The organism is Planctobacterium marinum, assembly GCF_020687805.1.
GTDB lineage: Bacteria > Pseudomonadota > Gammaproteobacteria > Enterobacterales > Alteromonadaceae > Planctobacterium > Planctobacterium marinum.
Genome location: NZ_JAJEWQ010000003.1, coordinates 308,914 through 328,951, shown reverse-complemented (window position 1 = coordinate 328,951; position 20,038 = coordinate 308,914). Strand labels below are relative to the sequence as shown.

Annotated in this window: 17 protein-coding genes; 11 read left to right on the top strand and 6 right to left on the bottom strand. The window is 45.3% G+C overall.

The features are described from left to right. Window positions 1–78 precede the first annotated feature (78 nt). Window positions 79–792 carry a response regulator transcription factor gene (locus LJ740_RS11200; protein WP_229529184.1) on the top strand — a complete coding sequence of 238 codons (714 nt, stop codon included), beginning with the start codon at window positions 79–81 and terminating at the stop codon, window positions 790–792. Next, window positions 785–1,984, top strand: a complete 1,200-nt coding sequence (locus LJ740_RS11195; protein WP_229529183.1) for a sensor histidine kinase — start codon at window positions 785–787, stop codon at window positions 1,982–1,984. Before LJ740_RS11200 ends, LJ740_RS11195 begins: the two co-directional genes overlap by 8 nt. Here LJ740_RS11195 and LJ740_RS11190 read toward each other — a convergent pair. The 3 genes from LJ740_RS11190 to LJ740_RS11180 form a co-directional block, all read right to left on the bottom strand. Beyond that, complete coding sequence (locus LJ740_RS11190) at window positions 1,977–2,651, bottom strand: hypothetical protein (protein WP_229529182.1); 675 nt, start codon at window positions 2,649–2,651, stop codon at window positions 1,977–1,979. The two genes, LJ740_RS11195 and LJ740_RS11190, sit on opposite strands and share 8 nt — an antisense overlap. A gap of 129 nt (window positions 2,652–2,780) precedes the next feature. Then, the gene (locus LJ740_RS11185; protein ID WP_229529181.1) at window positions 2,781–3,386 is read right to left on the bottom strand and encodes a hypothetical protein; all 606 of its coding nucleotides are present in this window, start codon (window positions 3,384–3,386) and stop codon (window positions 2,781–2,783) included. Between the two features lie 563 nt (window positions 3,387–3,949). Beyond that, window positions 3,950–5,464: a S41 family peptidase gene (locus tag LJ740_RS11180; RefSeq protein WP_229529180.1), complete on the bottom strand. Its 1,515-nt coding sequence runs from the start codon at window positions 5,462–5,464 to the stop codon at window positions 3,950–3,952. Window positions 5,465–5,610: 146 nt separating this feature from the next. Here LJ740_RS11180 and LJ740_RS11175 point away from each other — a divergent pair, with 146 nt between their 5' ends. The 3 genes from LJ740_RS11175 (at window position 5,611) to LJ740_RS11165 (ending at window position 9,102) form a co-directional block, all read left to right on the top strand. Next, window positions 5,611–6,753 (top strand): serine hydrolase domain-containing protein, encoded by a 1,143-nt coding sequence (locus tag LJ740_RS11175; RefSeq protein WP_229529179.1) that lies wholly within the window; start codon window positions 5,611–5,613, stop codon window positions 6,751–6,753. 269 nt (window positions 6,754–7,022) lie between these two features. Continuing rightward, window positions 7,023–7,640 carry a hypothetical protein gene (locus LJ740_RS11170; RefSeq protein ID WP_229529178.1) on the top strand — a complete coding sequence of 206 codons (618 nt, stop codon included), beginning with the start codon at window positions 7,023–7,025 and terminating at the stop codon, window positions 7,638–7,640. A 226-nt stretch (window positions 7,641–7,866) separates the two neighbouring features. After that, entirely contained in the window at window positions 7,867–9,102 is a 1,236-nt protein-coding gene (locus LJ740_RS11165) for an FG-GAP repeat protein (RefSeq protein ID WP_229529177.1), read from the top strand. A gap of 55 nt (window positions 9,103–9,157) precedes the next feature. On the opposite strand, the gene LJ740_RS11160 is transcribed toward LJ740_RS11165, so the two are convergent. Then, the gene (locus tag LJ740_RS11160) at window positions 9,158–11,686 is read right to left on the bottom strand and encodes a choice-of-anchor D domain-containing protein (protein ID WP_229529176.1); all 2,529 of its coding nucleotides are present in this window, start codon (window positions 11,684–11,686) and stop codon (window positions 9,158–9,160) included. Window positions 11,687–12,076: 390 nt separating this feature from the next. Here LJ740_RS11160 and LJ740_RS11155 point away from each other — a divergent pair, with 390 nt between their 5' ends. The 6 genes from LJ740_RS11155 to LJ740_RS11130 all read left to right on the top strand — a co-directional run bounded on the left by LJ740_RS11155 (window position 12,077) and on the right by LJ740_RS11130 (window position 16,363). Continuing rightward, window positions 12,077–12,793, top strand: a complete 717-nt coding sequence (locus LJ740_RS11155) for a hypothetical protein (RefSeq protein ID WP_229529175.1) — start codon at window positions 12,077–12,079, stop codon at window positions 12,791–12,793. A 157-nt stretch (window positions 12,794–12,950) separates the two neighbouring features. Then, window positions 12,951–13,115, top strand: coding sequence for a hypothetical protein (locus LJ740_RS11150; RefSeq protein ID WP_229529174.1), 165 nt, complete (start codon window positions 12,951–12,953; stop codon window positions 13,113–13,115). Between the two features lie 307 nt (window positions 13,116–13,422). Next, a complete protein-coding gene (locus LJ740_RS11145) occupies window positions 13,423–13,833 on the top strand; it encodes a hypothetical protein (protein WP_229529173.1) in 411 nt (136 codons plus the stop codon). Between the two features lie 12 nt (window positions 13,834–13,845). Further along, on the top strand, window positions 13,846–14,376 hold the full coding sequence (locus tag LJ740_RS11140; protein ID WP_229529172.1) for a hypothetical protein: 531 nt from the start codon (window positions 13,846–13,848) through the stop codon (window positions 14,374–14,376). Window positions 14,377–14,625: 249 nt separating this feature from the next. Further along, window positions 14,626–15,456 (top strand): hypothetical protein, encoded by an 831-nt coding sequence (locus LJ740_RS11135; RefSeq protein WP_229529171.1) that lies wholly within the window; start codon window positions 14,626–14,628, stop codon window positions 15,454–15,456. Between the two features lie 58 nt (window positions 15,457–15,514). Beyond that, window positions 15,515–16,363, top strand: coding sequence for a hypothetical protein (locus LJ740_RS11130; protein ID WP_229529170.1), 849 nt, complete (start codon window positions 15,515–15,517; stop codon window positions 16,361–16,363). A gap of 73 nt (window positions 16,364–16,436) precedes the next feature. Here LJ740_RS11130 and asnB read toward each other — a convergent pair whose 3' ends face one another. Then, window positions 16,437–18,104, bottom strand: coding sequence for an asparagine synthase B (gene asnB, locus LJ740_RS11125; protein WP_229529169.1), 1,668 nt, complete (start codon window positions 18,102–18,104; stop codon window positions 16,437–16,439). Between the two features lie 322 nt (window positions 18,105–18,426). Beyond that, window positions 18,427–20,034, bottom strand: coding sequence for a M28 family metallopeptidase (locus LJ740_RS11120; protein ID WP_229529168.1), 1,608 nt, complete (start codon window positions 20,032–20,034; stop codon window positions 18,427–18,429). Between the last annotated feature and the right edge of the window lie 4 nt (window positions 20,035–20,038).

Sequence of the window (20,038 nt, the reverse complement as noted above, 5' to 3'; positions counted from 1 at the left end):
GCCTGCTTCATCTTTTCAGACTTTTGTTTGTAGTAAAAAGAATGATGGCAAAATGGATTTAAACAAGAAAGGTAAAATATGACAGGTCAAGCACTTTCCATATTATTGATTGAGGATAATTTGGCTTTAGCTAAACAAATTTGCCAACTAATAGAAAGCAAAGGATGGCAAGTGGATTATGCTGAAACAGGAGAGCAAGGAATAGCTCTTGCGCTTGCTCATCGTTTTGATGTTATTGTGCTTGACCTCAATTTACCTGACCTTGACGGCTTACAAGTTTGTGAACACATTAAGAGCCAGCAGACGCGGATCACTCCTGTCCTGATGCTGACAGCCAGAGACGCTTTTAGTGACAAAGCTAAAGGTTTTTTAAAAGGTACAGATGATTATTTAACCAAACCCTGTGATTTACGGGAGTTGGCAATGCGTTGTGAAGCCTTGGGACGACGACATCAACTGCATACCAATACCCACATCATGAGGGGTAAGCTCACGCTGGACACACGGGCAGTAACGGTTAGCTGGGATAGTATTCCGTTGAACGTTACGAAAACGGGGTTCAAAATCCTGAAACAACTGGTACAAGCACATCCTTATCCTGTGACCAGGAGCGATCTTATCGACGAAGTTTGGGGGAATGCCCCCCCTGAAAGTAATTCTCTAAAAGCACATATATATAATGTTCGAAAGGCCTTGGAACAGGGCCGTCAGAAGCAGGGGGAGCAGCCTCCGGAATTACAGACCATCAGTAATATTGGGTATCGACTGGTTGGTCTCGGTGAAAATGATTAAAGGCATTCGCGCTCAGCTGTTTTTTGGTTTCGGCGGGTTGGTGTTGGTGATCAGTTTGTTCTATTTTCGTTTAACGTTTCTATTTGTAGAGGTGACACAGGATATTATTGGCGATATTGTAATCGCAAAAGAACTTGAAAATTATGCTCCAAAACAACTTGTTGCACAAAGTTTATCGGTCTTGACTTCTCAAGATGTGCTAGTCATAGATGACACGTCCTTGTCTTTACTCGAGCAATTTGAGCCATCAGTACACAACGAAACCTTGTACAGAGTTAACATTGGGAATCACAAAGGATACGCAACAAAAATACCCACTCAAAGTGGAGATTTTTGGTTATTGGTTAATATTGAAAAGAGGATTCCTTTATTCGCGTTTTCATCTGTTTTCGGGGTTTTCCTTGGGAGTATCTCAACGGGTGTTATTATTTTATCAGTTTTAAGCACCTGGTTTATCGCATCAAAATTGTCACTTCCTATTCGTAATTTGACTCAGGACGTGGTTCAGCAACGCCGCGATCGGGCTTGTGATATGAAGGAAGCATCCCGTAGCGATGAGATTGGTCAGCTGGCGAAAGCATTTGAAGATACCTATGGCGAACTACAACAGGCATGGCGGCGAGAGCATGATTTTGCAAGCGATGTGAGCCATGAATTGCGCACACCTGTGGCGCTGATTCGAAACACTCTGGATTTGAACTCGTCTGACAAACTGAAAACAGAAGACCGACAATTGCTCGAACAAGCGACAACTACTTTGCAGGCAACTATCGAAGTACTGTTAGCATTGGCGCGAAAAGAGAACCTTGTGTTCGATAGTATCCGTTTGTTACCTATATTAGAGCGTGTTGCACTTTCGGTTCACCTTGCTCATCCCGAGCAACCGTTTGATATAGAACTTGATATTGAAAGCGAAACTATGGTTTATGGCAATCACAATTTAATTAGCCTGCTTTGCCAAAATCTCATTAACAACGGTTTTTATCACGGTAATGGCAGAAAAATGAGAGTCTATCATTTGGATGGCAAGGTAGTTTTTGAGAACCCTTTTGGAACTGAAAAGTCAGGAACATATCAAGGTCTTGGCCATGGGCAGTATCTGGTGACCCGAATGGCCCATGTCATGGAGTGGCGAATATTGGTGGAACATGACGAGACCTTTTATCGCGTGTTGGTGTCATCATTCAACTAATTTTTTGTTTTGACATTTTAAACATCACGCTCGCGATCCAGCAAAACCAGATGATTTGAGATAGTCCGAATATAGCACCAGCTTCAGCAAGTGGCGGGAACAATGTCAAACAGCCAATAACACCCACCAAAAGCCCGAACTTATGCAAAGTGACGGGACTTTTCTGGCTTTTTAGCAAGTGCCAACTGGAAGTCGCAAGCCAAACGCCACCAACCCATTCCACACCATCGCCCATGCCTATTTGAATAGCATAAATAACATACCAGACGGGGGATTGTTGTTCTGTAGGAAGAGAAAGCAAATATTCAATCGTAAACACGGCGATTAATCCACAGCAAAAGGTATATGACACCCAGATAAAACCAAACACCATTGAGAGTTGGTAGCTCAAACTTTGATGGGATTCCATCCAGGCTCTGAGGCCTCGAACCAGCATTAAAAGACAGCCGCTAAACAGCACAAAAATAATTAAATACCAGAATTGGAAAAATACCCCATTACTCAGAATAAAGTTAAACCTTTGGGTTGGGTTGAGGTGTATTCCAGGTTCGATCCAAAAGATCATTACGAACCCGACAATAAAACAGGCCGCACAACCAAGCGCGGAAAAACCGGCTATTTTAAAGGTCTGTGCGGGTAAGACATTAGATAATTTTGGAGAAGACAAGTAATGTATTACACTTTATTGGGCTACCAGGCCCTAAGCCTAACACTCACCTGTTGTTTTTCGAAGCTTTACTGTCGTTAATGAGAGCTGGTCTGCTTTTCCAAGCTTAAAAAGCAGACCAAATTCCGCTTAAAATTGATAGCGGGCGAAAAGACTAATTGCATCAGTGTCTGAATATTTAGTGTACTCAGCACCCAATGTAATTACTTCGAACTGATACATTGCGCCGAGGTGATATGCCTTTTGATCGGCATTTTCAGGTAAGTTTTGCCATTCAAGACCGCCGTATAAACTAATGTTGTCAGAGTAGGAATAGTGTAGATAGGAACTCAAGCCTTCGTATTTAGGTTTGGATATGAAATATTCATCAGGACCATGTCCCTCTAATTTAATTGAACCATAGTTTGCTCGTAAATCCACACTTAAGTTTGCACTGAGTGGCCAGGCATAGCCCACACTAATGTTCCAGCGTTCGTCTTCGAGTTTTCTGTCGCCTGAGCGATCATCCAGACTGCGATAACGAAACTCGGTGAAGAATTGGTTCCATCCAAAGCCTCCCCTTATTTCAGCTCCACGCAGCTCAAAGCCCGGTATATCACCATAAGTGGCTTGCATTCCGTGTAGCTGTATAAAATTGAATTCGGAGGCCTGTGCCTGGGGATTAAAAACACTCCCGAAAATAACGAAAGCGAGCGGGCCAAATTTAGTTTTAAAGTTCGTTTTGATAATATTCATCATAGTTTTCCGTAAATAAAATTCGTAAACTACGATAATCGAAGTAAGGTAAATTTAAGGTAAAGGGGCATGAGCAAAAAGGTTTTTATTGGAATTTAGACCACGGATTTAAGAGTGGACACGCCAAATTGCCGGACTGCGATACAAATATAAGTACAAAATTATTTTTGCCGGAAACAACAAAAACAATATTACGGATGCCCAAACTCCTGTAGCTGATAGCAGGGAAATGTTTGCCCATGTAAAATAAACTAATGTTCCAATACAGGTCATACTCAGCATTGAAAGAAGCCCTAAAAGGGCCTCCCAGAACGGTGGTTTAAAAATGGCTTTGTGAAATATATAGCCGCATATCCCAAAAGTAATCACGGTTACCAACAACAGCGGTGCATAGCGACTGATAATACCGCCTGTGTCGGTTTCGAGTTTATGTAACAGGTGAATTGTCGCGATCATCGTCAAAAGAATCAAATATAACCCCGTTAATACTATTCGCATCATATATTCACCTGTAATAAACCAATTTTTGACCCTTGTTGAGTGGCTTTGTCAGCCTTCGAGAACTACTCAGTGAGTAGTGTAAATGCGGTTTCTATGCCTAAATCAATCTCTGCTTCGCGTTGCTGAAGCGTGTAAAATGGGACTGCAACGTCTACAGGCACGCCCTGGCCCTCATACCATTCACCGTTTGGAGTGAGATAGAATTCATTGGAGAGGCCAATGTTGAAGCCGTTTGGAAGTGTCCATTCCATTACATCTGAAAATACTCCCTGACTGGGTTCGCCTATAAGTGTTACATTGCTAAACTGAGACATTATCAGTGCAAAGGTTTCTGCCGCAGATATGGTACTGGTACTGGTAAGCAGAGTTATGGGACCCGAATATCTAAGGCCGTTATACGGCGCTAAAAAAACCTCTTGCAATGGTGTTCGGCTGTTGCCGTTTCTGGCCTGCTTACTATATACATGGGTCTCATACTCTGTGAATCGGCTGGCTATGGCAAGACTAACATAGTCATGACCACCGTCATTGGTCCGCACGTCAATAATTAGCCCATTAACATTGCGAAGATCATTTAAAGCTGCATCAAGAGCTGCATTTAAAACGTCAAGTGTTTTTTCTGCGTATGCTATTCCTTCTAATTGTTCAGCATCCGCATAGCCAAGCATACCACCCAGATACAAGTATCCAATATCTTCTCGTTCAAACCAGCGGATCAAGTCATTTGCCGCTGTTTTAATGTCTGTTGATTGCTGGGCGTAATCAGCCACTAACCTCCATTGGTATTGCAGATTGGCTGTCACATAATTGTGAAGATCACTGGCTATAGTTTCAGTGACGATTTCTAGTGGGATTGGGAATGGAAGGTCATTCTTAAAAGCAAACTCTTCAACTAATCGTTGAGAGAGAGTTGGCTTGGTGAGGGTTTTTGCGAACCAACCCTGTGGAGTCTGAATATAGTTGTGAGTGTCAGCCAGAGGTACAAGGGTCTGGGCCATGGCGAGAAACAGATCGTCGGCTGTTGAGCCTGTATTTAGTTCAATGCTGGCATCATAATACAGTTGTTGCCAGTCGATATTTTTTAGTCCGAAGTCAACATAATACTCTGCAAATATTTGGCCATAGAAATCCCACAGTTCGAGTGTATCAAGTGGACTTTCACTATCCTCAATCAGCGAAATGGGATTGTCTTCACAGGTCTGTGGTAGCGCCGCACGACGCTCATACTGTATCCCCGGCGCAGAAAAGGACGCTGTTCCATAAGATAAATACCATTCTAACTGGTTGTTACTTTCGGTTTCCCTTACAACATTCTCTATATCTTCTGTAGTAATGTCATTTAATTCATCAGTATGCAGGCAATAACTACTGGTGTGTTGGTAAAAGTCGACGCGATGTTTTCCGACAACCATTGTATGTGCATAGCCGGGTGCAGTCCAAACGCCCTGATATTTGGCGTTGATAGAATCAACGGAAACTGGTGGAGTAGGGCTGACCCTGGTTTTGGATCCTGAATTATCACAACCGCTAATAAATGTTGTAGCGGTGATGGCGAGCGCGGCGATTCCTAAACGCATAATTTTACCTTGGTTTGCTATTGAAATTATGTAAACAGCCTATTCCTCACCGGGTAAATTCAAGGTAAAGATTTGTGTATCAATAGTGGATTGGCAATTTGGCTACTTTTCAGTTTAAGATGAATAAAATTACCTGGATTCAGACTATGCGTTTATTAATTAGCTCTTTATTGTGTTTGACTTTGGTTGCCTGCGGTGGTGGCAGTTCTACACCCAATGCAACGCCCAATGTCCCGATTGACACAAGCCCTGCTTACTTGCCGCAATCTTCGGAAATTGAAGTTGCGAGTCTGGCTGATGCCGGCGTGGATGAAAATGTGATTGCCGCTGCGTACACTCAGGCTGAGTCGCAATCAGGTGCTCGCAGTTTATTGGTGTTAAAACAGGGCAGGTTGCTCGCTGAACAGTATTTTAATGGCTACACCGCGCAGCAATTGCTACATGTTCGCTCCGTAACTAAAACTGTGATTGCATTGTTAACCGGTATTGCCATTGACGATGGGCTGTTAAGTCTCGATTCTACCCTTGGTGAGTTTTTCCTGGATGAATACGATTTTGGTGATGTCGATGCGGAATCAGTGACCGTGGCGCAACTGCTGACCATGACCAGCGGTTTTGAATGGGATGAGTCGGGCGCGACATTGTATATCGAATGGGCGCAATCAGAAGAACCTGTAGAGTTTTTGTTGTCACGAGAGTTAACCAGTACGCCTGGCGATACCTTTACCTATAACTCAGCAGCCGTCCATGTATTGGGGGTGATAGTGAGTAAGGTCACTGAAAGCACTTTACGTGACTTTGCCATGGAGCGTTTGTTTGCGCCCATGGGTATCAATTCCATCCGTTGGGAAATTTTGGCAGACAGTCGTTATAACGGTGGAGCAGGGTTGGAACTGCGGCCCATTGATCAGGCAAAGCTGGGATTGTTAATACAAAACAACGGCAGCTACACCGGTCTTGATGGCTCTGTAACACAAGTTGTGCCGGAACTCTGGGTGACAGAGATGAAACAGGAACATGTGGCGCTTTCCGGAACTTACAGCGCGCTTGAGTATCGAGGTTATGGCTATCTAAATTGGCTGGGCACCAGTTCTGTGCTGGCTGAATCCGATGCTGATTATGAGCTTGCATGGGGATGGGGTGGGCAGTTTATCCTGACGCATCCGGCTTCAGATATGGTATTGATCACCAACAGTGACTGGTCAGTAGACGCCGATCAGGCTGGCGAACAACAGCGTGCAATGCTCAGTATATTGATTGATGGCATCATTAATGTAAGCGGAAACTAGCGAGTACCTGGTTGAGATTGAAGTAGAAAAAACTCACGGAGTCAGTGCTGTTGTCACGCGTTTAGCTTGTTTTACCTTTTTCATTGCCAGTAAATGAGTATCCGGTTGGCAAATGTTGGTTTCCAACACCAGGCAGGGTAATACCCCGTGTTCATTAATTTGATGATTAATGTGTAAATTTCTTTACCTGTTATCTGTAAGCGTCTATTTTTTACCTTGTGGTGAGTTTAATTCAATATCAATGGATTTTTACGTGGTGGGTAAAGGCAATGACAAAAAGTACAACTGGTGGCGCCAACCAGACTAAAAGGGCGCTGCATTACGCCGGGAAAAGGCATTTTACCAAAAATATTCACAGACAAGCCGCGAAGTTTCAATTAAGGGAGTTCGGGCGGCAAAGTACACAGTCAAAATTTTCAGAAACGCAGGCAGACAATATCCGGCATCGCGCTGAGCTGAAAAAGATCGTTAAGAGCGGAAAAACCGGAAGTAAGGACTTGTCTCACAAGGCGTCGCTCGCGGATTCACAAATAATTATGCAGCGCATTGCTACGGCAACGAGCCTGACTTCCAGCGAACAGCAGGGTTTGCGATCAATGTTAAATGTTGGTCGCAAAGAACCCTTATCCAGGACTCACCAGAGGCGCATGGATCTGGCTATTAAAGGGCTGAACAGTACGATGAACGATCAACAACGAGCCAGTGTCATAATGGGCTTTCATAGTGTTATTAATGGTAGCAATGCTAATCTTCGACACCGGGATGCATCTGAAAATCGCTCGTACGGACAAAAGTTTCACGGTAATACCACAGATGGCACTGAAGATGGTCCTTTAACACCCAGAGGACAAACCATGAAAGATGGGTTTAAGCAATTTGGGTTTTAAGCGAAGAACCAAATGGCCAGGTTGTGGTGAAATAGCCTCAGTAAACATCCCGGGTAATGAGGAAAACTGAAAATTTCAAGGGGTCAGAGTTGTTGAAAAGCAAACTGCTACTTTTCCAGCAAATCTGACCTTTTATCCTGCGATATCAGCGCTTTATCTATTGTATCTTGCTATGCACTCGCTGCTGTGAGAGATGTACTATTTTTTCACTCTCCGGGAAGGTTCGATGAAGTCTGCTTCTGTCGTCACGCGTTTAGCTTTTTTTTCCTTATTTATTGGCAGTCAAATCATGGCTCAGCAGCATCAATTGTTAGCCGAGGATGGCGAAACACAAGACCATTTTGGCTACAGTGTCGCGATAGACGGTTCCACGGCATTAGTGGGCGCCTTTAAAGCGGATGTTAACTCTAATCAGGATGCTGGAGCCGCTTACGTTTATATATTGGGAGTTGAGGGCTGGCAACAACAGGCAAAATTAATAGCTGAGCCGGCATTTGCTGAAGATACGCTTGGCGGCAATGTGGCGTTAAAAAACAACTTTGCCTTATTAGGCGTAATTGGACACGATAAAAAGGCAGAAAATGCGGGTGCCGTGTTGGCATTTGAACGCATAACCGGTTCCTGGTCACAAACGCAGTGGTTAATGGCTGCAGATGGCAAAGCCGGGGATGCTTTCGGGCAAAGTATTGCTCTGACTGAGGCGTTTCTGGTTATCGGTGCGCCTCGCAGTGATGCGCCTGATAAAGACACAGGCTCCGCTTATGTTTATACCAGAGAAAACAATGTGTGGCAGTTTCAGACCCGGCTAACGGCAAACGATGGAGCTGCCGGTGATTTATTTGGTATCAGCGTCGCGATTGACGGTGATACGATCTTGGTGGGCGCAGATTTAAATGACGAAAAGGCTGACAATGCAGGGGCTGTTTATTTTTATGTCTACGAAGGAGAAAAGTGGCGTCAACAAGCCAAACTTACCGCGGACGATGGTGCCGACACCGATATCTTTGGAGTGCGAGTGGCCTTGTCTGGTGATACAGCATTAATTTCAGCCCGCAGAGATGATATTGATGGTGTTGGTGAGGATGCCGGTTCTGCTTATATTTTTGAACGCACAGAACACCAGTGGGTTCAAACCCAAAAGTTAGTGGCCCCGGATGGTAAAGCCGATGACCGATTTGCTCGAGGTGTGGCATTACATAAAGATACAGCGCTGATCAGCGCGATGCATCATGATGCCGGGGGCAGCAACTCGGGTGCGGTGTACCTGTATAAAAAACAGTCTGAAGAATGGGTTTTTGCATCGAAATTTGTTGCCGGGCAGGGCAAGCCTGAGGATAAATTTGGCTGGAATCTCGCGTTTTCTGAACAAGCCGCGATAGTTGCTGCGCCTTTTCGCGATGATCAAGGCAATGAATCAGGTGCGGCGTACATTCTGGATTTAGAAGAACAAAGCAATAAATAAAAATGGGTCGCTGAAAACTCAATAGATTAATTCAGCGACCTGTATGCTTATGTGTCTATGGGCAGAAACTGCGCATATTATGGGATTCTACTGCGGCATCAGCCCACCCAAATTCATCATTATCACTAAAATAATAATAAACGGTGTCATTTGGTAACAGGACCACGGTAATACCACCGTACCCTGACATAAAGGGGACATACATATCAGTACACCCGGTATCTGACGACATGTCTTTTGCCCAAAATCCATTTTTATAATAAAAGCCCGATGTGGGTACAAGGCCACGGTCACTGCTAATGCGCTGCAGTGCGGCGTCCAGCTCGTCACTGTCGAGGATCTGTTGACCGTTGATGATGCCATCATCAATAGCTAAAAAGCGTGCCAGTTTTACCGTATCATCTGCATTGTAAGTTAACCCCCAGCCTGCAAATGGTTGGGCAACACTGTCGTAAGTGCGACGGGTTGAAAGTGTCGACTGGCCGATGGCAAGTGGCTTCCAGATTTCATCGAGCATGATATGGTCAAATATGTCTTTGCTGGCGCCTTCTTGTTGTTTAACCAGCGCATCCATGGCCGTGCCAGCAATGTAGGTGTCAGATGTGTGATAAACCCACGTTGTGCCCGGTGAAGCTTTACGCGGGTACTCAGTGCAGGAATAACTGATTTTACTGGCGTGGTCTTCCGGCAAGAACAGATCATTAGTATGACTGGCACCCTCATCGCTCATATAGCCCGCGAGTTTGTAATTGCCGGTTGCCATATCGACGGCATTTTCGATGGTCACATCATCCCAATTGCCATTGGCATTGCAATCTGCGACAAAACCATCAATGGTTTGATTCATGACATTGCCGTATTTTTGTTCCAGACGCATCATCGCAACACCGGCGAAGTTACTTTTTGCCGTTGAATACGACGGCACACGTAACACATCACAATAGGGGTAGGTACCATGGCGTGTATTACAGCCACCTACATAATTGGTACCATCAATATACAAGCCAAAAAGCGTCATATGGTCGGTACTGATACTGTTGCTGAAATTAGCGGTTTCGGTGCCCGGATAATCGTTGGCCAGTTCAGCAATGGACTTGGTGGGAATACGCGCGGCCACTTCAGCCTGATGCGCCGTTTTTATACTCCCGGCATTTACAATGGCTGACGGAGTGTAGGTTGCTCCTAACAATCCCCACATATCCACTTTATAATAGAGGCAGGTTTCAGAAGCTATTTGGTAGGACACCTGAGTAATACTGCCGTCATCTTTGAAACCGAAAGTCATTACGCCGTTATGCACACAGTTGGCATTTTTTTGTTGTAACGAAAAGGGTAATGCGACTCTGGTGTAACCACTGTCGGTGTTTTCATTCCAAACCCGACCAGGTTCGAGAATATACTCCCATTCAGGATGACTGTTGGCTAACATTCCGCGTTGCACGGGGACAATGTGGCTGCCGGTTTGCACAAATTCATAATCAAATTCGGGTAGGTGTTTGCGCGTGGCATCCTGGCTTCCTGTGTATCGAAAAGTATCCTTAATTTCTGTAAATCCACCGCTGCTGGCTTCGCTATTCAATACCAGTCGCCCTTCAAACGTATTGACAGGTGGTGCCGCATTGGCAGGTAATCCATAGGCAGACATGTCCACTAATGTTCCGGGGTCTGAACCTGTATTGAGCGTAGAGAATGTCAACTCACTACGACTGACATTGCCATTTCCGGTTAGCGGGTCAAAATCATCAACACCACCGCCCGGTTGGTCACTGCCAGTGCCCGATAAGCTCACAATGGCAGGGTTTTCGTCACTATCATTAGAACTAATACTGATGCTATCGGTAAAGTATCCGGTACTAACGGGACTGAAATCTGCACTAATCTGGCAGCTTGTACCTTCTGTAAGAATACTATTACTGCAAGTATCCTGACTAATACTAAATGGCGCTGAAGGGGAGGTAATTGCTCCGATAATTAAATCTGCAGTCCCGGTATTTTGCAGCGTTAAACTTTGGCTACTGGTGCTATTGATTTGCTCGCTACCAAAACTAAAATTGCCCGATATTTCAAGTTCCGGAGCCGGCGTTAGTCCTCCCGGTGTTCCGGTAACCAGGATTTCGTCTCCCCAGCAATAATCACCTAAATCATCTGCCACAGAGCGATATCTCAGTTGCACTGCGGGGTTGTCTTCCAGGGAGGCATCGGCATAGTTGGCGCTGTAAAATGTCGCATCGTCCTGACCATCCACCAGGGTTAAGATTGTTGTCCAGCTACTGCCGCCATTAGTGGAGATATCAATATTGCAACTGTCATTATCGTTTGCTTCCAGCGCGGTTGCTGCCATTTGCATTTGCACATTAACCGCTGAATATCCCACCGTGCTGAGCTGATATGTGGCTGTCGCGGTTTTTTTCATGCGCAACGCATAATTGCCGATAGATTGGGTACCAGATGTTTGCACGTTGCCGGTCAACGACCAGCCAGTCGCATTGTTATCTTCAAAGCCATCGTAAAAAATGGTGTCGGCCTGTGCGATTGATACGCAGGATGTTATCAGTAGTGCGCCAATCAGTTGTTTTGTATTCATTATTATTACCTTTTGCTGTGCGCAGATTCCTTTGCGGAAAATGTTTTGCCCATAGGCCCAATCCTGGGTATTACTGTAGGTGAATATTTGTTCAATCCAATAGGTCCAAAAAAGACCTGCCGATAGTGCCAGTTGACTTTTTATCCCTGAAAAACACTTGTCCGTGTCGGCAGTCTGCTTGCAGTTTTAGAGGCGGGGAAGTGATATGCAGTCAATTTTCGCTTGATTAGTTTTCAAAATGTAGTTGAACCCAAAGTTTGGCAACTTAACCTCAAATCAGCAGAATTTTTCAGCAATGATGCAATGATTGACGTCGCAAGTTTTTGAAAACCCTGAATTTAACAGTGTCGCTGGTGGCGGTCTGGCCAGTGCTAATTTGGTAGCAAATCAATGGCAAAACTCATTCAACAATTAATTCTAACGCTGACTATTGGCCTTTTGGCTATCAATAGCTCCGTAAAGGCTAAAACATCAAATTTAACTTTTAAGAAAGGTCAGGTGGCGGACTTTTTGTTTTTAACAGACCGCGAGGATGGCAAGCCCCTTAAAAAACAATATTTCGCTGATATTGGCCCGGCCGCTGTTGCCATGGGATATCAAAATACCACGGCATTTCGCATCACCCGAAATCCTGTGAGTGGTCAGTATTTCCCCAGAGTTCTTGCTATAGCCAGCTGGCCTGGTGACTGGCAACAGCGGAAGGCGTTTTTCTCTCAACTGGTTGAAGAAAAGCCGGATATTGCCGAGCGTCGTTTTGCTATCTGGAGTACCTTCAATATGAGTAATTATGAGATTACCGAGGATATGAATGTGGCATTTGATGCCGATAAAGTCTATGTATTTGGCGCTTACTGGCAAACTGATGCCAGTGATTTTTCTGAGCTGAGCGAAGACATGCTGACAGGTATTGAGCAGGCAGGCGGAAAGGTGATATTTAATTATGCTGATGCCCAAAGTTTGTTTGGTTACATAGCTGCACCAGATCTCACCATGATCACTGAGTGGCAAAGTCAGCAGGACTTTGACCAATACTATAAAAATAACGGCACAAAGCTGGCTCAAGCCATGAAGTATTCCAGCGAACTGTATCTTGATATACGTGAATAAGTTGTCCTGCAGCAAAAACTGTACTTTAGTACAGGTTACAAACGATTTTTTAGCGCCTATGATTACTTCACTTTCTGCAACAAACTTCGTTGCTACAGAAAGCAAGGTGCAAAGGAATGGTACCTTTGCAAATCACATTTAAGAAAAGGAAATCATTATGCGTATGTTAAATCAAATCGAAACTTCTATGGTCACTGGTGGTGTAACAGGTGACTGCACTGGCTCAACGCAAAAAGGCACGTCTTCTGGCCCTCGTCCGGGTGAAACTCTGCTGGAGTATTACCTGCGCACTCAGGCAGAGCAGCAAGAAGGTACTTTATAAGTGCAATGCCAGGCCGCTCTATCGGAGCGGCTGTTTACTGTGGATAGCAGTATCTGGCAGGTGTTACTTTTCTCAATCTCTTCCCACAATTTTTCACTTCCAATAAGTTCATCCTGATTGTCAGTCGCAGGCAGACAATGTTGCTTACAAATTGGTACATATCGCTGCCCTGATTAAACGTATATTGTCGACGCTGAGGAATAAATTTATTCCCCAAAACGTTTGTTACTTTTGTCAGGAAGAGCAATTGGCGTTTGTACGCCATTTTCTATTCAACCCTATCATTTTTCCTAAAGGAATAGCTTGTATGTCTAATCAAATTCGAAATCTATTTGTAGCCGGTGCTTTATCGTTAACTTTGATGGCCTGTGCCAATACCGCAGACAACGACGAAAAACAGTTGACTGTGGGGCTGGTACAAAAAGAAATCACTAAAGGGGTTTCTGCACTTAAAGTGGCCCAAACTCTCGGTAGTCCAAATATTGTAAAGAAATCACCGGATACCAATGGCGAAGTCTGGATTTACGACAAAATCTCACAGACAAAGAGTGATAGTCGTTTAGGGATTAATGTCCTGGGGGCCGGTTCTGACGTGGCAGCATTGTTGGGTGGCAGCAGCAGCCAAAGCGAATCCAGCAGTCGCAGTTTAACAGTGATCATCAAGCTGGATGAGCAAGACAATGTGTCGGACGTCTCATATTTCCGTAGCGCATATTAATTGGAGGCAGGAATGAGATCAGCCAGGTTATTATGGGGCGGTGTATTATTCATTCTCTTAGCCGGATGCGCCAGCTCAGTTAAGCCGCCATCCCTCGCTTTGAGAGAATATCAAACCCGCACCTATCAGCAAAAAAACAATCAGGAGATCTTCCATGCAGTACTCAATGCATTGCAGGATGATGGTTTTGTGATTGATGTCGCGGATATCCAGTCAGGTCTGGTGAAGGGGAAAGTCAGCAGCACCAAGCTCAATGCGCGGGAAACGCTGCAAAAAACCGCCTTTACCGTATTGACCTATGGGGTATTTTTACTGTTTACCGATGGCAACATGGACGATGTGGAAACAGTCAGCGCCACCATTACTATCTCACCTTATGGAGAGAGTATGAAGGTGCGAACCAGTTTTGTTTATCGTCGGGATAATCCAGATGGTGAAACAGTAGAGCACAAACAGATCACTGAGCAGGATGTCTATCAAAAGTTTTACAGTACTATTGAAAAGTCCATTTTCTATGATGAGGCTTTGCAGCCAGCAGCCTGATAAATCTAGTACACTAAGCGACGGTTCTGTCGCTTAGTTCTTTTTCTCCTGGCTATGTTGGCTTTTTATCTTCCTCTTGTGACTCGAACCGAGTCAGTTTTAGCCTTGATAAGAAAAAATTTCATTTTTGAAGTGTGAAACAGAAAATATATGCTATGGTTTTTTGGTAATATTATTTCTTACCATAAATGCGTTGTTTCACATCTGAATGTATCTATGGATTAATCAATCTGAACAAGGAGAATCACAATGGCGGAAGATACTGAAAGCACGAGCACTGGATCAGGAAGTGGCTCAAACCCGGCGAACTGGTCGATAGTGAGTAATGCCGAGAGTCGGGCAAAATCGATCACCCTGTCACAGGCTAAGGAAATCCCTGCTACGAAGGAATTTGCTATCAATGCCACCGGCAATCTGTTTGTGGCTACAACGCTTAATGGCGGTAGTTCTGAAGGCGCTGCCATTTCGCAGGAAGCGTCAGAGGCCTTTGGCCAGGTCAGTGTGTTTTTTGCCGCGATGACCAAGGCCATGAGTGAAAACAATGACACGCTGTACGATATCGAAGCGATTGATAAAGTGGTATCCCGCTCGGGTCTGTTTGTTAAGGTCACCGAGAGTAATGTGCAGTTTAGCAGTAAGTCCTGGGGTGTTACCTTTGGCAGTGAATTAATTACCGCATTGTTGGGCTTCAGTGGCGGTCTGGCGGCTGTAGGCAATTCATTAATGCAAATGCTGGGGGATATCGGAAAAAAAGGTCAGGACATCACCGTCGCGGGTTCCAGCACCAGCACAGATACCAAAGTGGGCACCATTATTTTTGTCTGTGAATATTTATTAGGCGCTGTTTCCATTACGCCAATTGTGCTTAGTGTTGACTCGCAACAGGCGTCAAAGGTGTTTCAGGCAGGGCCTTGCTTTAAAGCACAGAATAAAACTTATTCACTGAATATTGATAAAACCACGTACCTGTTTGTACCGCCGGCCTTTATTCCGGAAGCGAAGAATTTAAACGAAGCCATGGACAACCCGGACTTTAACGAACTGGTGAATACCTTAAAACAAAGTTTAACTGAGTCCTAATCATTGACAGGCGTAATCATCAGGCGACAGGTTAATGCTGTCTGGTTGAGGGTGATACATGTTTAGCTGGTTAAAGCGTTGGTTTGGCGGGCCGGAACCGTCGGCCAGCAAAGTTCAACAAGCCTCGGTGTATCAGCCCCTGCCAAAATATTACATGTTCAATGAAACCGGTAATATTATGCTCTGCACCTCGGAAAAGAATATCAGTGGCTTTGATGAAGACATTAAAAATAGCTTCATCGATGTCACGGTGTTTTTTTCTGCGATGTCAAAGGCTATCCATACCACCCAAAACCCGAAAACCAACAAGCCATACTCCATCTACAATTATCAGGCGGTAAAAAGCATTTTATTGTCGTCGGGGATGTTCGTTGAGGTTAATGTGGAAGAAGGGGTTTTTCGCAGTGAAAAGGTGGGGGAGTCTATGGGCAAGGAGTTTTTGCAGCATGTCTTAAATCGCAACTTTGGTGATGTGCATCTGCCATTTTCCCGGGCCATGTTTAACGGTATGCGTTATCAACAGCAACTGGCCAGGCATGCCAATGTGGCACTGGGCAGCAATGAAGCCATGTATTTTCGCGGTGGCAGTATCTTTTTTATCTGTGAAATTCTGATGGGGATACCGCAAACCACCGCCGTTTTGATCAGTATTGAACCTGACAGCGCTAAAAATCAGGAGGCCATTAAAAAGGGATTAAATGAGGTGGAAAGTATGTTCGATCTGGGAGCCAAACAGGAGTGCGGTGATGACGGTCATGGTATAACCCGAAGCTGGATATTTAAAAAGCGCTCTTACCTGTTCACGCCACCGAAGTTTTTATTTAAGAACTCAGCCCATCTGGTACGGGGTGACTCTGCAGAGTGGGATGGCCTGGTGGAGAAGTTTCAGCAAAGCTTGCCACACTAGTTCAGCGCAGTTAAAAAGCAAAAAGCCCGACAGCATCACTGACGGGCTTTTTTCATTGTTAGCAATGTCACACTTACTGCTTGCCGTGCACGTCTTTCATAGAACGGCCTGACGGATCGGCCATGCTCTGGAAGCTTGCATCCCAGGCCAGGGCCTCAACAGTACTACAGGCGATAGATTTGCCACCCGGTACACACTTTGCGGCACTTTCTTGTGGGAAGTACTCTTCGAAAATGGTGCGATAGAAGTAACCTTCTTTGGTATCCGGCGTATTATGAGGGAAGCGGAACGCCGCTGTGCTCATCTGTTGGTCCGTGACCGCTTGATCAACATAATCTTTGATAGAATCAATCCAGCTGTAGCCTACGCCATCGCCAAACTGCTCTTTCTGACGCCATAAGATTTCAGAAGGCAAATACTCGCCATTATCAAAGGCCTTACGCAGGATCCACTTCTCCATGCGCTCTTTAGAGCACATTTTATCCTGAGGATTCAGGCGCATGGCCACATCCATAAACTCTTTGTCCAGGAAGGGAACACGCGCTTCCACACCCCAGGAGGAGGTGGCCTTGTTGGCTCTGGCACAATCAAACATGTGCAGGCGTTGCAATTTACGCACGGTTTCTTCGTGCAATTCTTTGGCATTTGGCGCTTTGTGGAAATACAGGTAGCCGCCAAATATTTCATCAGAACCTTCGCCGGATAACACCATTTTTATGCCCATGGCCTTAATTTTCCGGCTCATCAGGTACATAGGCGTAGAGGCACGAATGGTGGTAGTGTCGTAGGTTTCCAGGAAGTAAATGACGTCGCGAATGGCGTCCAGGCCTTCCTGAATGGTGAAATGTATTTCGTGGTGAACGGTACCAATCATGTCCGCCACCTTTTGCGCAGCCTGTAAATCAGGAGCACCTTCAAGACCTACGGCAAATGAGTGCAGGCGCGGCCACCAGGCCTGTGTCTTGTCTTCGTCTTCAACGCGCTTGGCAACATATTTGGCTGCTACCGCAGACACCAATGACGAATCCAGACCACCGGATAGCAGTACGGCGTATGGCACGTCTGACATCATGTGGCTTTTAACTGCTTTTTCAAAAGCGCCTTTTAATTCATCAAGGTCAGACTCATTATTTTTAACGGCGTCGTATTCCATCCAGTCTCTTTGGTAATATTCCACCATTTCACCGGTTTTGCTCCAGAAATAGTGACCCGGAGGGAATTCGTTTACCGTTTTACATACAGGTACCAGCGCTTTCATTTCAGACGCTACGTAAAAATTGCCGTGTTCGTCATGGCCGGTATACAGCGGAATAATCCCCATGTGGTCACGGGCGATTAAATAGGCATCCTGAGTCTCATCGTATAAAACAAAGGCAAACATGCCTTTTAAGTCATCAATAAACTCCACGCCTTTTTGTTCGTACAACGGCAGTATGACTTCACAGTCAGACTTGGTACGGAAGTGATAAGGCGTGTTTAAATTCTTTGCTAATTCTTTGTGATTATAGATTTCACCATTAACTGCCAGCACCTTATTTTCGTCGCGACTGACAAGAGGTTGGGCACCGGTATCTACATCAACAATGGCCAGGCGTTCGTGACACAAAATGGCATTATTATTATTCCAGATACCTGACCAGTCCGGGCCGCGATGGCGCAACAATTTTGACAAATCCAGGGCTTGCGTCCTGAGTTCTGACACATCGGTTTTAATGTCCAAAATACCGAATATACCGCACATACTTAGGTTTCTCTCTGTTTTGGTGAATCTAAAAAATGGCGTTGCCGGGAACGGTAACCGGGATAAAATTACGAAGGGAAAGATAACGATATTTTAGCGTCTTTGGCCTCATTCCTAACAACGTCCTACGCCCCTGAATGTGCCAGTATGGCCGGAAAATGCAAGTTAAAACTGTAATTTTTTTACAATAGCTTAGAGCGTGTTGATATTTGCTGTGCAAAATTCACACAATCAGGTTCGCCACGCTTTGTGACTTAAACCAAAAACGCAATAAAAAGGGCGGATAACACCGCCCATTTTTCGTCTTTTAGGATAATTATCCTTAAGGTCTTTGAAATTCGCTGGTTTCACTCCATTGTGGCCAGTCGTCACCAGAGGCGATATCAAAGCCTATTTCAAAGTACATTTGTGCGTCTTCCACCATACCTTCAAAGTTCCATGATTCGCGATATTGGTCACAAACCTGGTGGTAACAACCCGTCTGGATGACGGACATTTTCTTACGGTAATCGGCAATCTCTTCGTTCAGTGGGGTTGGACCGCCTTTGGCATACAGGGCCGGAACGCCTTTTTTCGCCAGGCTGAAGTGATCGGAGCGGTAGTAAATGCCCGCTGCCGGACGGCTTTCCTGCACCAACACACGGTCTGTGCGCTGCGCGGCTTTTTTCAGGTATTTTTCCAGCTCAGATTTACCCATGCCCACTACTTCAACATCTTTAGTGGGACCCATGATATTCATGGCGTCAATGTTCAGGTTAGCAACGGTTTTAGCCAGTGGGTAAACCGGGTGCTCAGCATAATATTTGGAGCCTAACAATCCCTGTTCTTCAGCGGTTACCAGCAAGAAACTCACTGAGCGCTCGGGACGCTGCTCTAAACTGGCGAATGCCTTCGCAATTGAAATCAATGCGGCACTACCGGTGGCATTGTCGTGGGCACCATTGTATATATTGTCGCCTTCTTTAGCGGGGTCTTTACCCAGGTGATCCCAGTGAGCGGTATAAATGATGTGCTCATCGGGGCGCTTGCTGCCGGGAAGTGTCGCCAAAAAGTTATAGCTGGTGGATTTATTCAGTGTGCTTTTCACTGTGACTGAAGCTTTGCTGCCCATCGCTTTTGAGTATGGACCTTGTTGAGCATTGCGTTTTTCTTCCGCATAGTCCAGTCCGGCCTTAGCGAACACCTGTTGCGCCGCTTCTACTGATAACCAGCCTTCCACTTTTACCCGGCTTTGGTTGCCATCGGCGGTAACCAAACCGTATTGTGGGCCACTCCAGCTGTTGGCCACCACAGACCAGCCATAAGAGGCGGGGGCGGTTTCATGCACAATCAATGCGCCGGCTGCGCCCTGGCGGCTGGCTTCTTCGTATTTGTAGGTCCAGCGGCCATAGTAGGTCATGGTTTTACCCTGGAACTTACCGCTATCCGGGTTTTCAAAGCCGGGATCGTTCACCAGGATAACTACCGTTTTGCCTTTGACATCCAGGCCTTCGTAATCATTCCAGTCGTATTCCGGTGCGTTGACACCGTAACCCACAAACACCAGTTCTGAGTCTTTCAGTTCTACCAGTTCGGATTCACGGCTGGTGCCGGCCACCATACCTACTTTGTACTCAAATTTGTCACCGGCGATATCCAGTGTCATGTCTGGATCGGCTTCGATTTTAACCAGTTCTACCGGTTGTAAATAACTGCCATCGACACCTGGCGTGTAACCCAGCTTGTCAAATTGACGGGTAAAGTATTCCAGAGTGTAAGCTTCGCCAATCGTGGTAGGCTGACGACCTTCGAATTTGTCGGAAGCCAGGGTTTTTACATGCTCTCTGAGATCTTGTTCTTTAACTTGTTGCAACGCTTGTTCAAACGTATCTGCCGCAATATTGCCTGACAGCAAACCTGCCAGCGCGATACCATAAAAAGATTTTCGCATTTTT

Excerpts from the sequence above, each read along its gene's own strand:
- LJ740_RS11200 (WP_229529184.1), top strand. The coding sequence starts at position 79 with ATGACAGGTCAAGCACTTTCCATATTATTGATTGAGGATAATTTGGCT.
- LJ740_RS11195 (WP_229529183.1), top strand. The coding sequence starts at position 785 with ATGATTAAAGGCATTCGCGCTCAGCTGTTTTTTGGTTTCGGCGGGTTG.
- LJ740_RS11185 (WP_229529181.1), bottom strand. The coding sequence starts at position 3,386 with ATGAATATTATCAAAACGAACTTTAAAACTAAATTTGGCCCGCTCGCT.
- LJ740_RS11180 (WP_229529180.1), bottom strand. The coding sequence starts at position 5,464 with ATGCGTTTAGGAATCGCCGCGCTCGCCATCACCGCTACAACATTTATT.
- LJ740_RS11175 (WP_229529179.1), top strand. The coding sequence starts at position 5,611 with ATGCGTTTATTAATTAGCTCTTTATTGTGTTTGACTTTGGTTGCCTGC.
- LJ740_RS11170 (WP_229529178.1), top strand. The coding sequence starts at position 7,023 with ATGACAAAAAGTACAACTGGTGGCGCCAACCAGACTAAAAGGGCGCTG.
- LJ740_RS11165 (WP_229529177.1), top strand. The coding sequence starts at position 7,867 with ATGAAGTCTGCTTCTGTCGTCACGCGTTTAGCTTTTTTTTCCTTATTT.
- LJ740_RS11160 (WP_229529176.1), bottom strand. The coding sequence starts at position 11,686 with ATGAATACAAAACAACTGATTGGCGCACTACTGATAACATCCTGCGTA.
- LJ740_RS11155 (WP_229529175.1), top strand. The coding sequence starts at position 12,077 with ATGGCAAAACTCATTCAACAATTAATTCTAACGCTGACTATTGGCCTT.
- LJ740_RS11150 (WP_229529174.1), top strand. The coding sequence starts at position 12,951 with ATGCGTATGTTAAATCAAATCGAAACTTCTATGGTCACTGGTGGTGTA.
- LJ740_RS11145 (WP_229529173.1), top strand. The coding sequence starts at position 13,423 with ATGTCTAATCAAATTCGAAATCTATTTGTAGCCGGTGCTTTATCGTTA.
- LJ740_RS11140 (WP_229529172.1), top strand. The coding sequence starts at position 13,846 with ATGAGATCAGCCAGGTTATTATGGGGCGGTGTATTATTCATTCTCTTA.
- LJ740_RS11135 (WP_229529171.1), top strand. The coding sequence starts at position 14,626 with ATGGCGGAAGATACTGAAAGCACGAGCACTGGATCAGGAAGTGGCTCA.
- LJ740_RS11130 (WP_229529170.1), top strand. The coding sequence starts at position 15,515 with ATGTTTAGCTGGTTAAAGCGTTGGTTTGGCGGGCCGGAACCGTCGGCC.
- asnB (WP_229529169.1), bottom strand. The coding sequence starts at position 18,104 with ATGTGCGGTATATTCGGTATTTTGGACATTAAAACCGATGTGTCAGAA.
- LJ740_RS11120 (WP_229529168.1), bottom strand. The coding sequence starts at position 20,034 with ATGCGAAAATCTTTTTATGGTATCGCGCTGGCAGGTTTGCTGTCAGGC.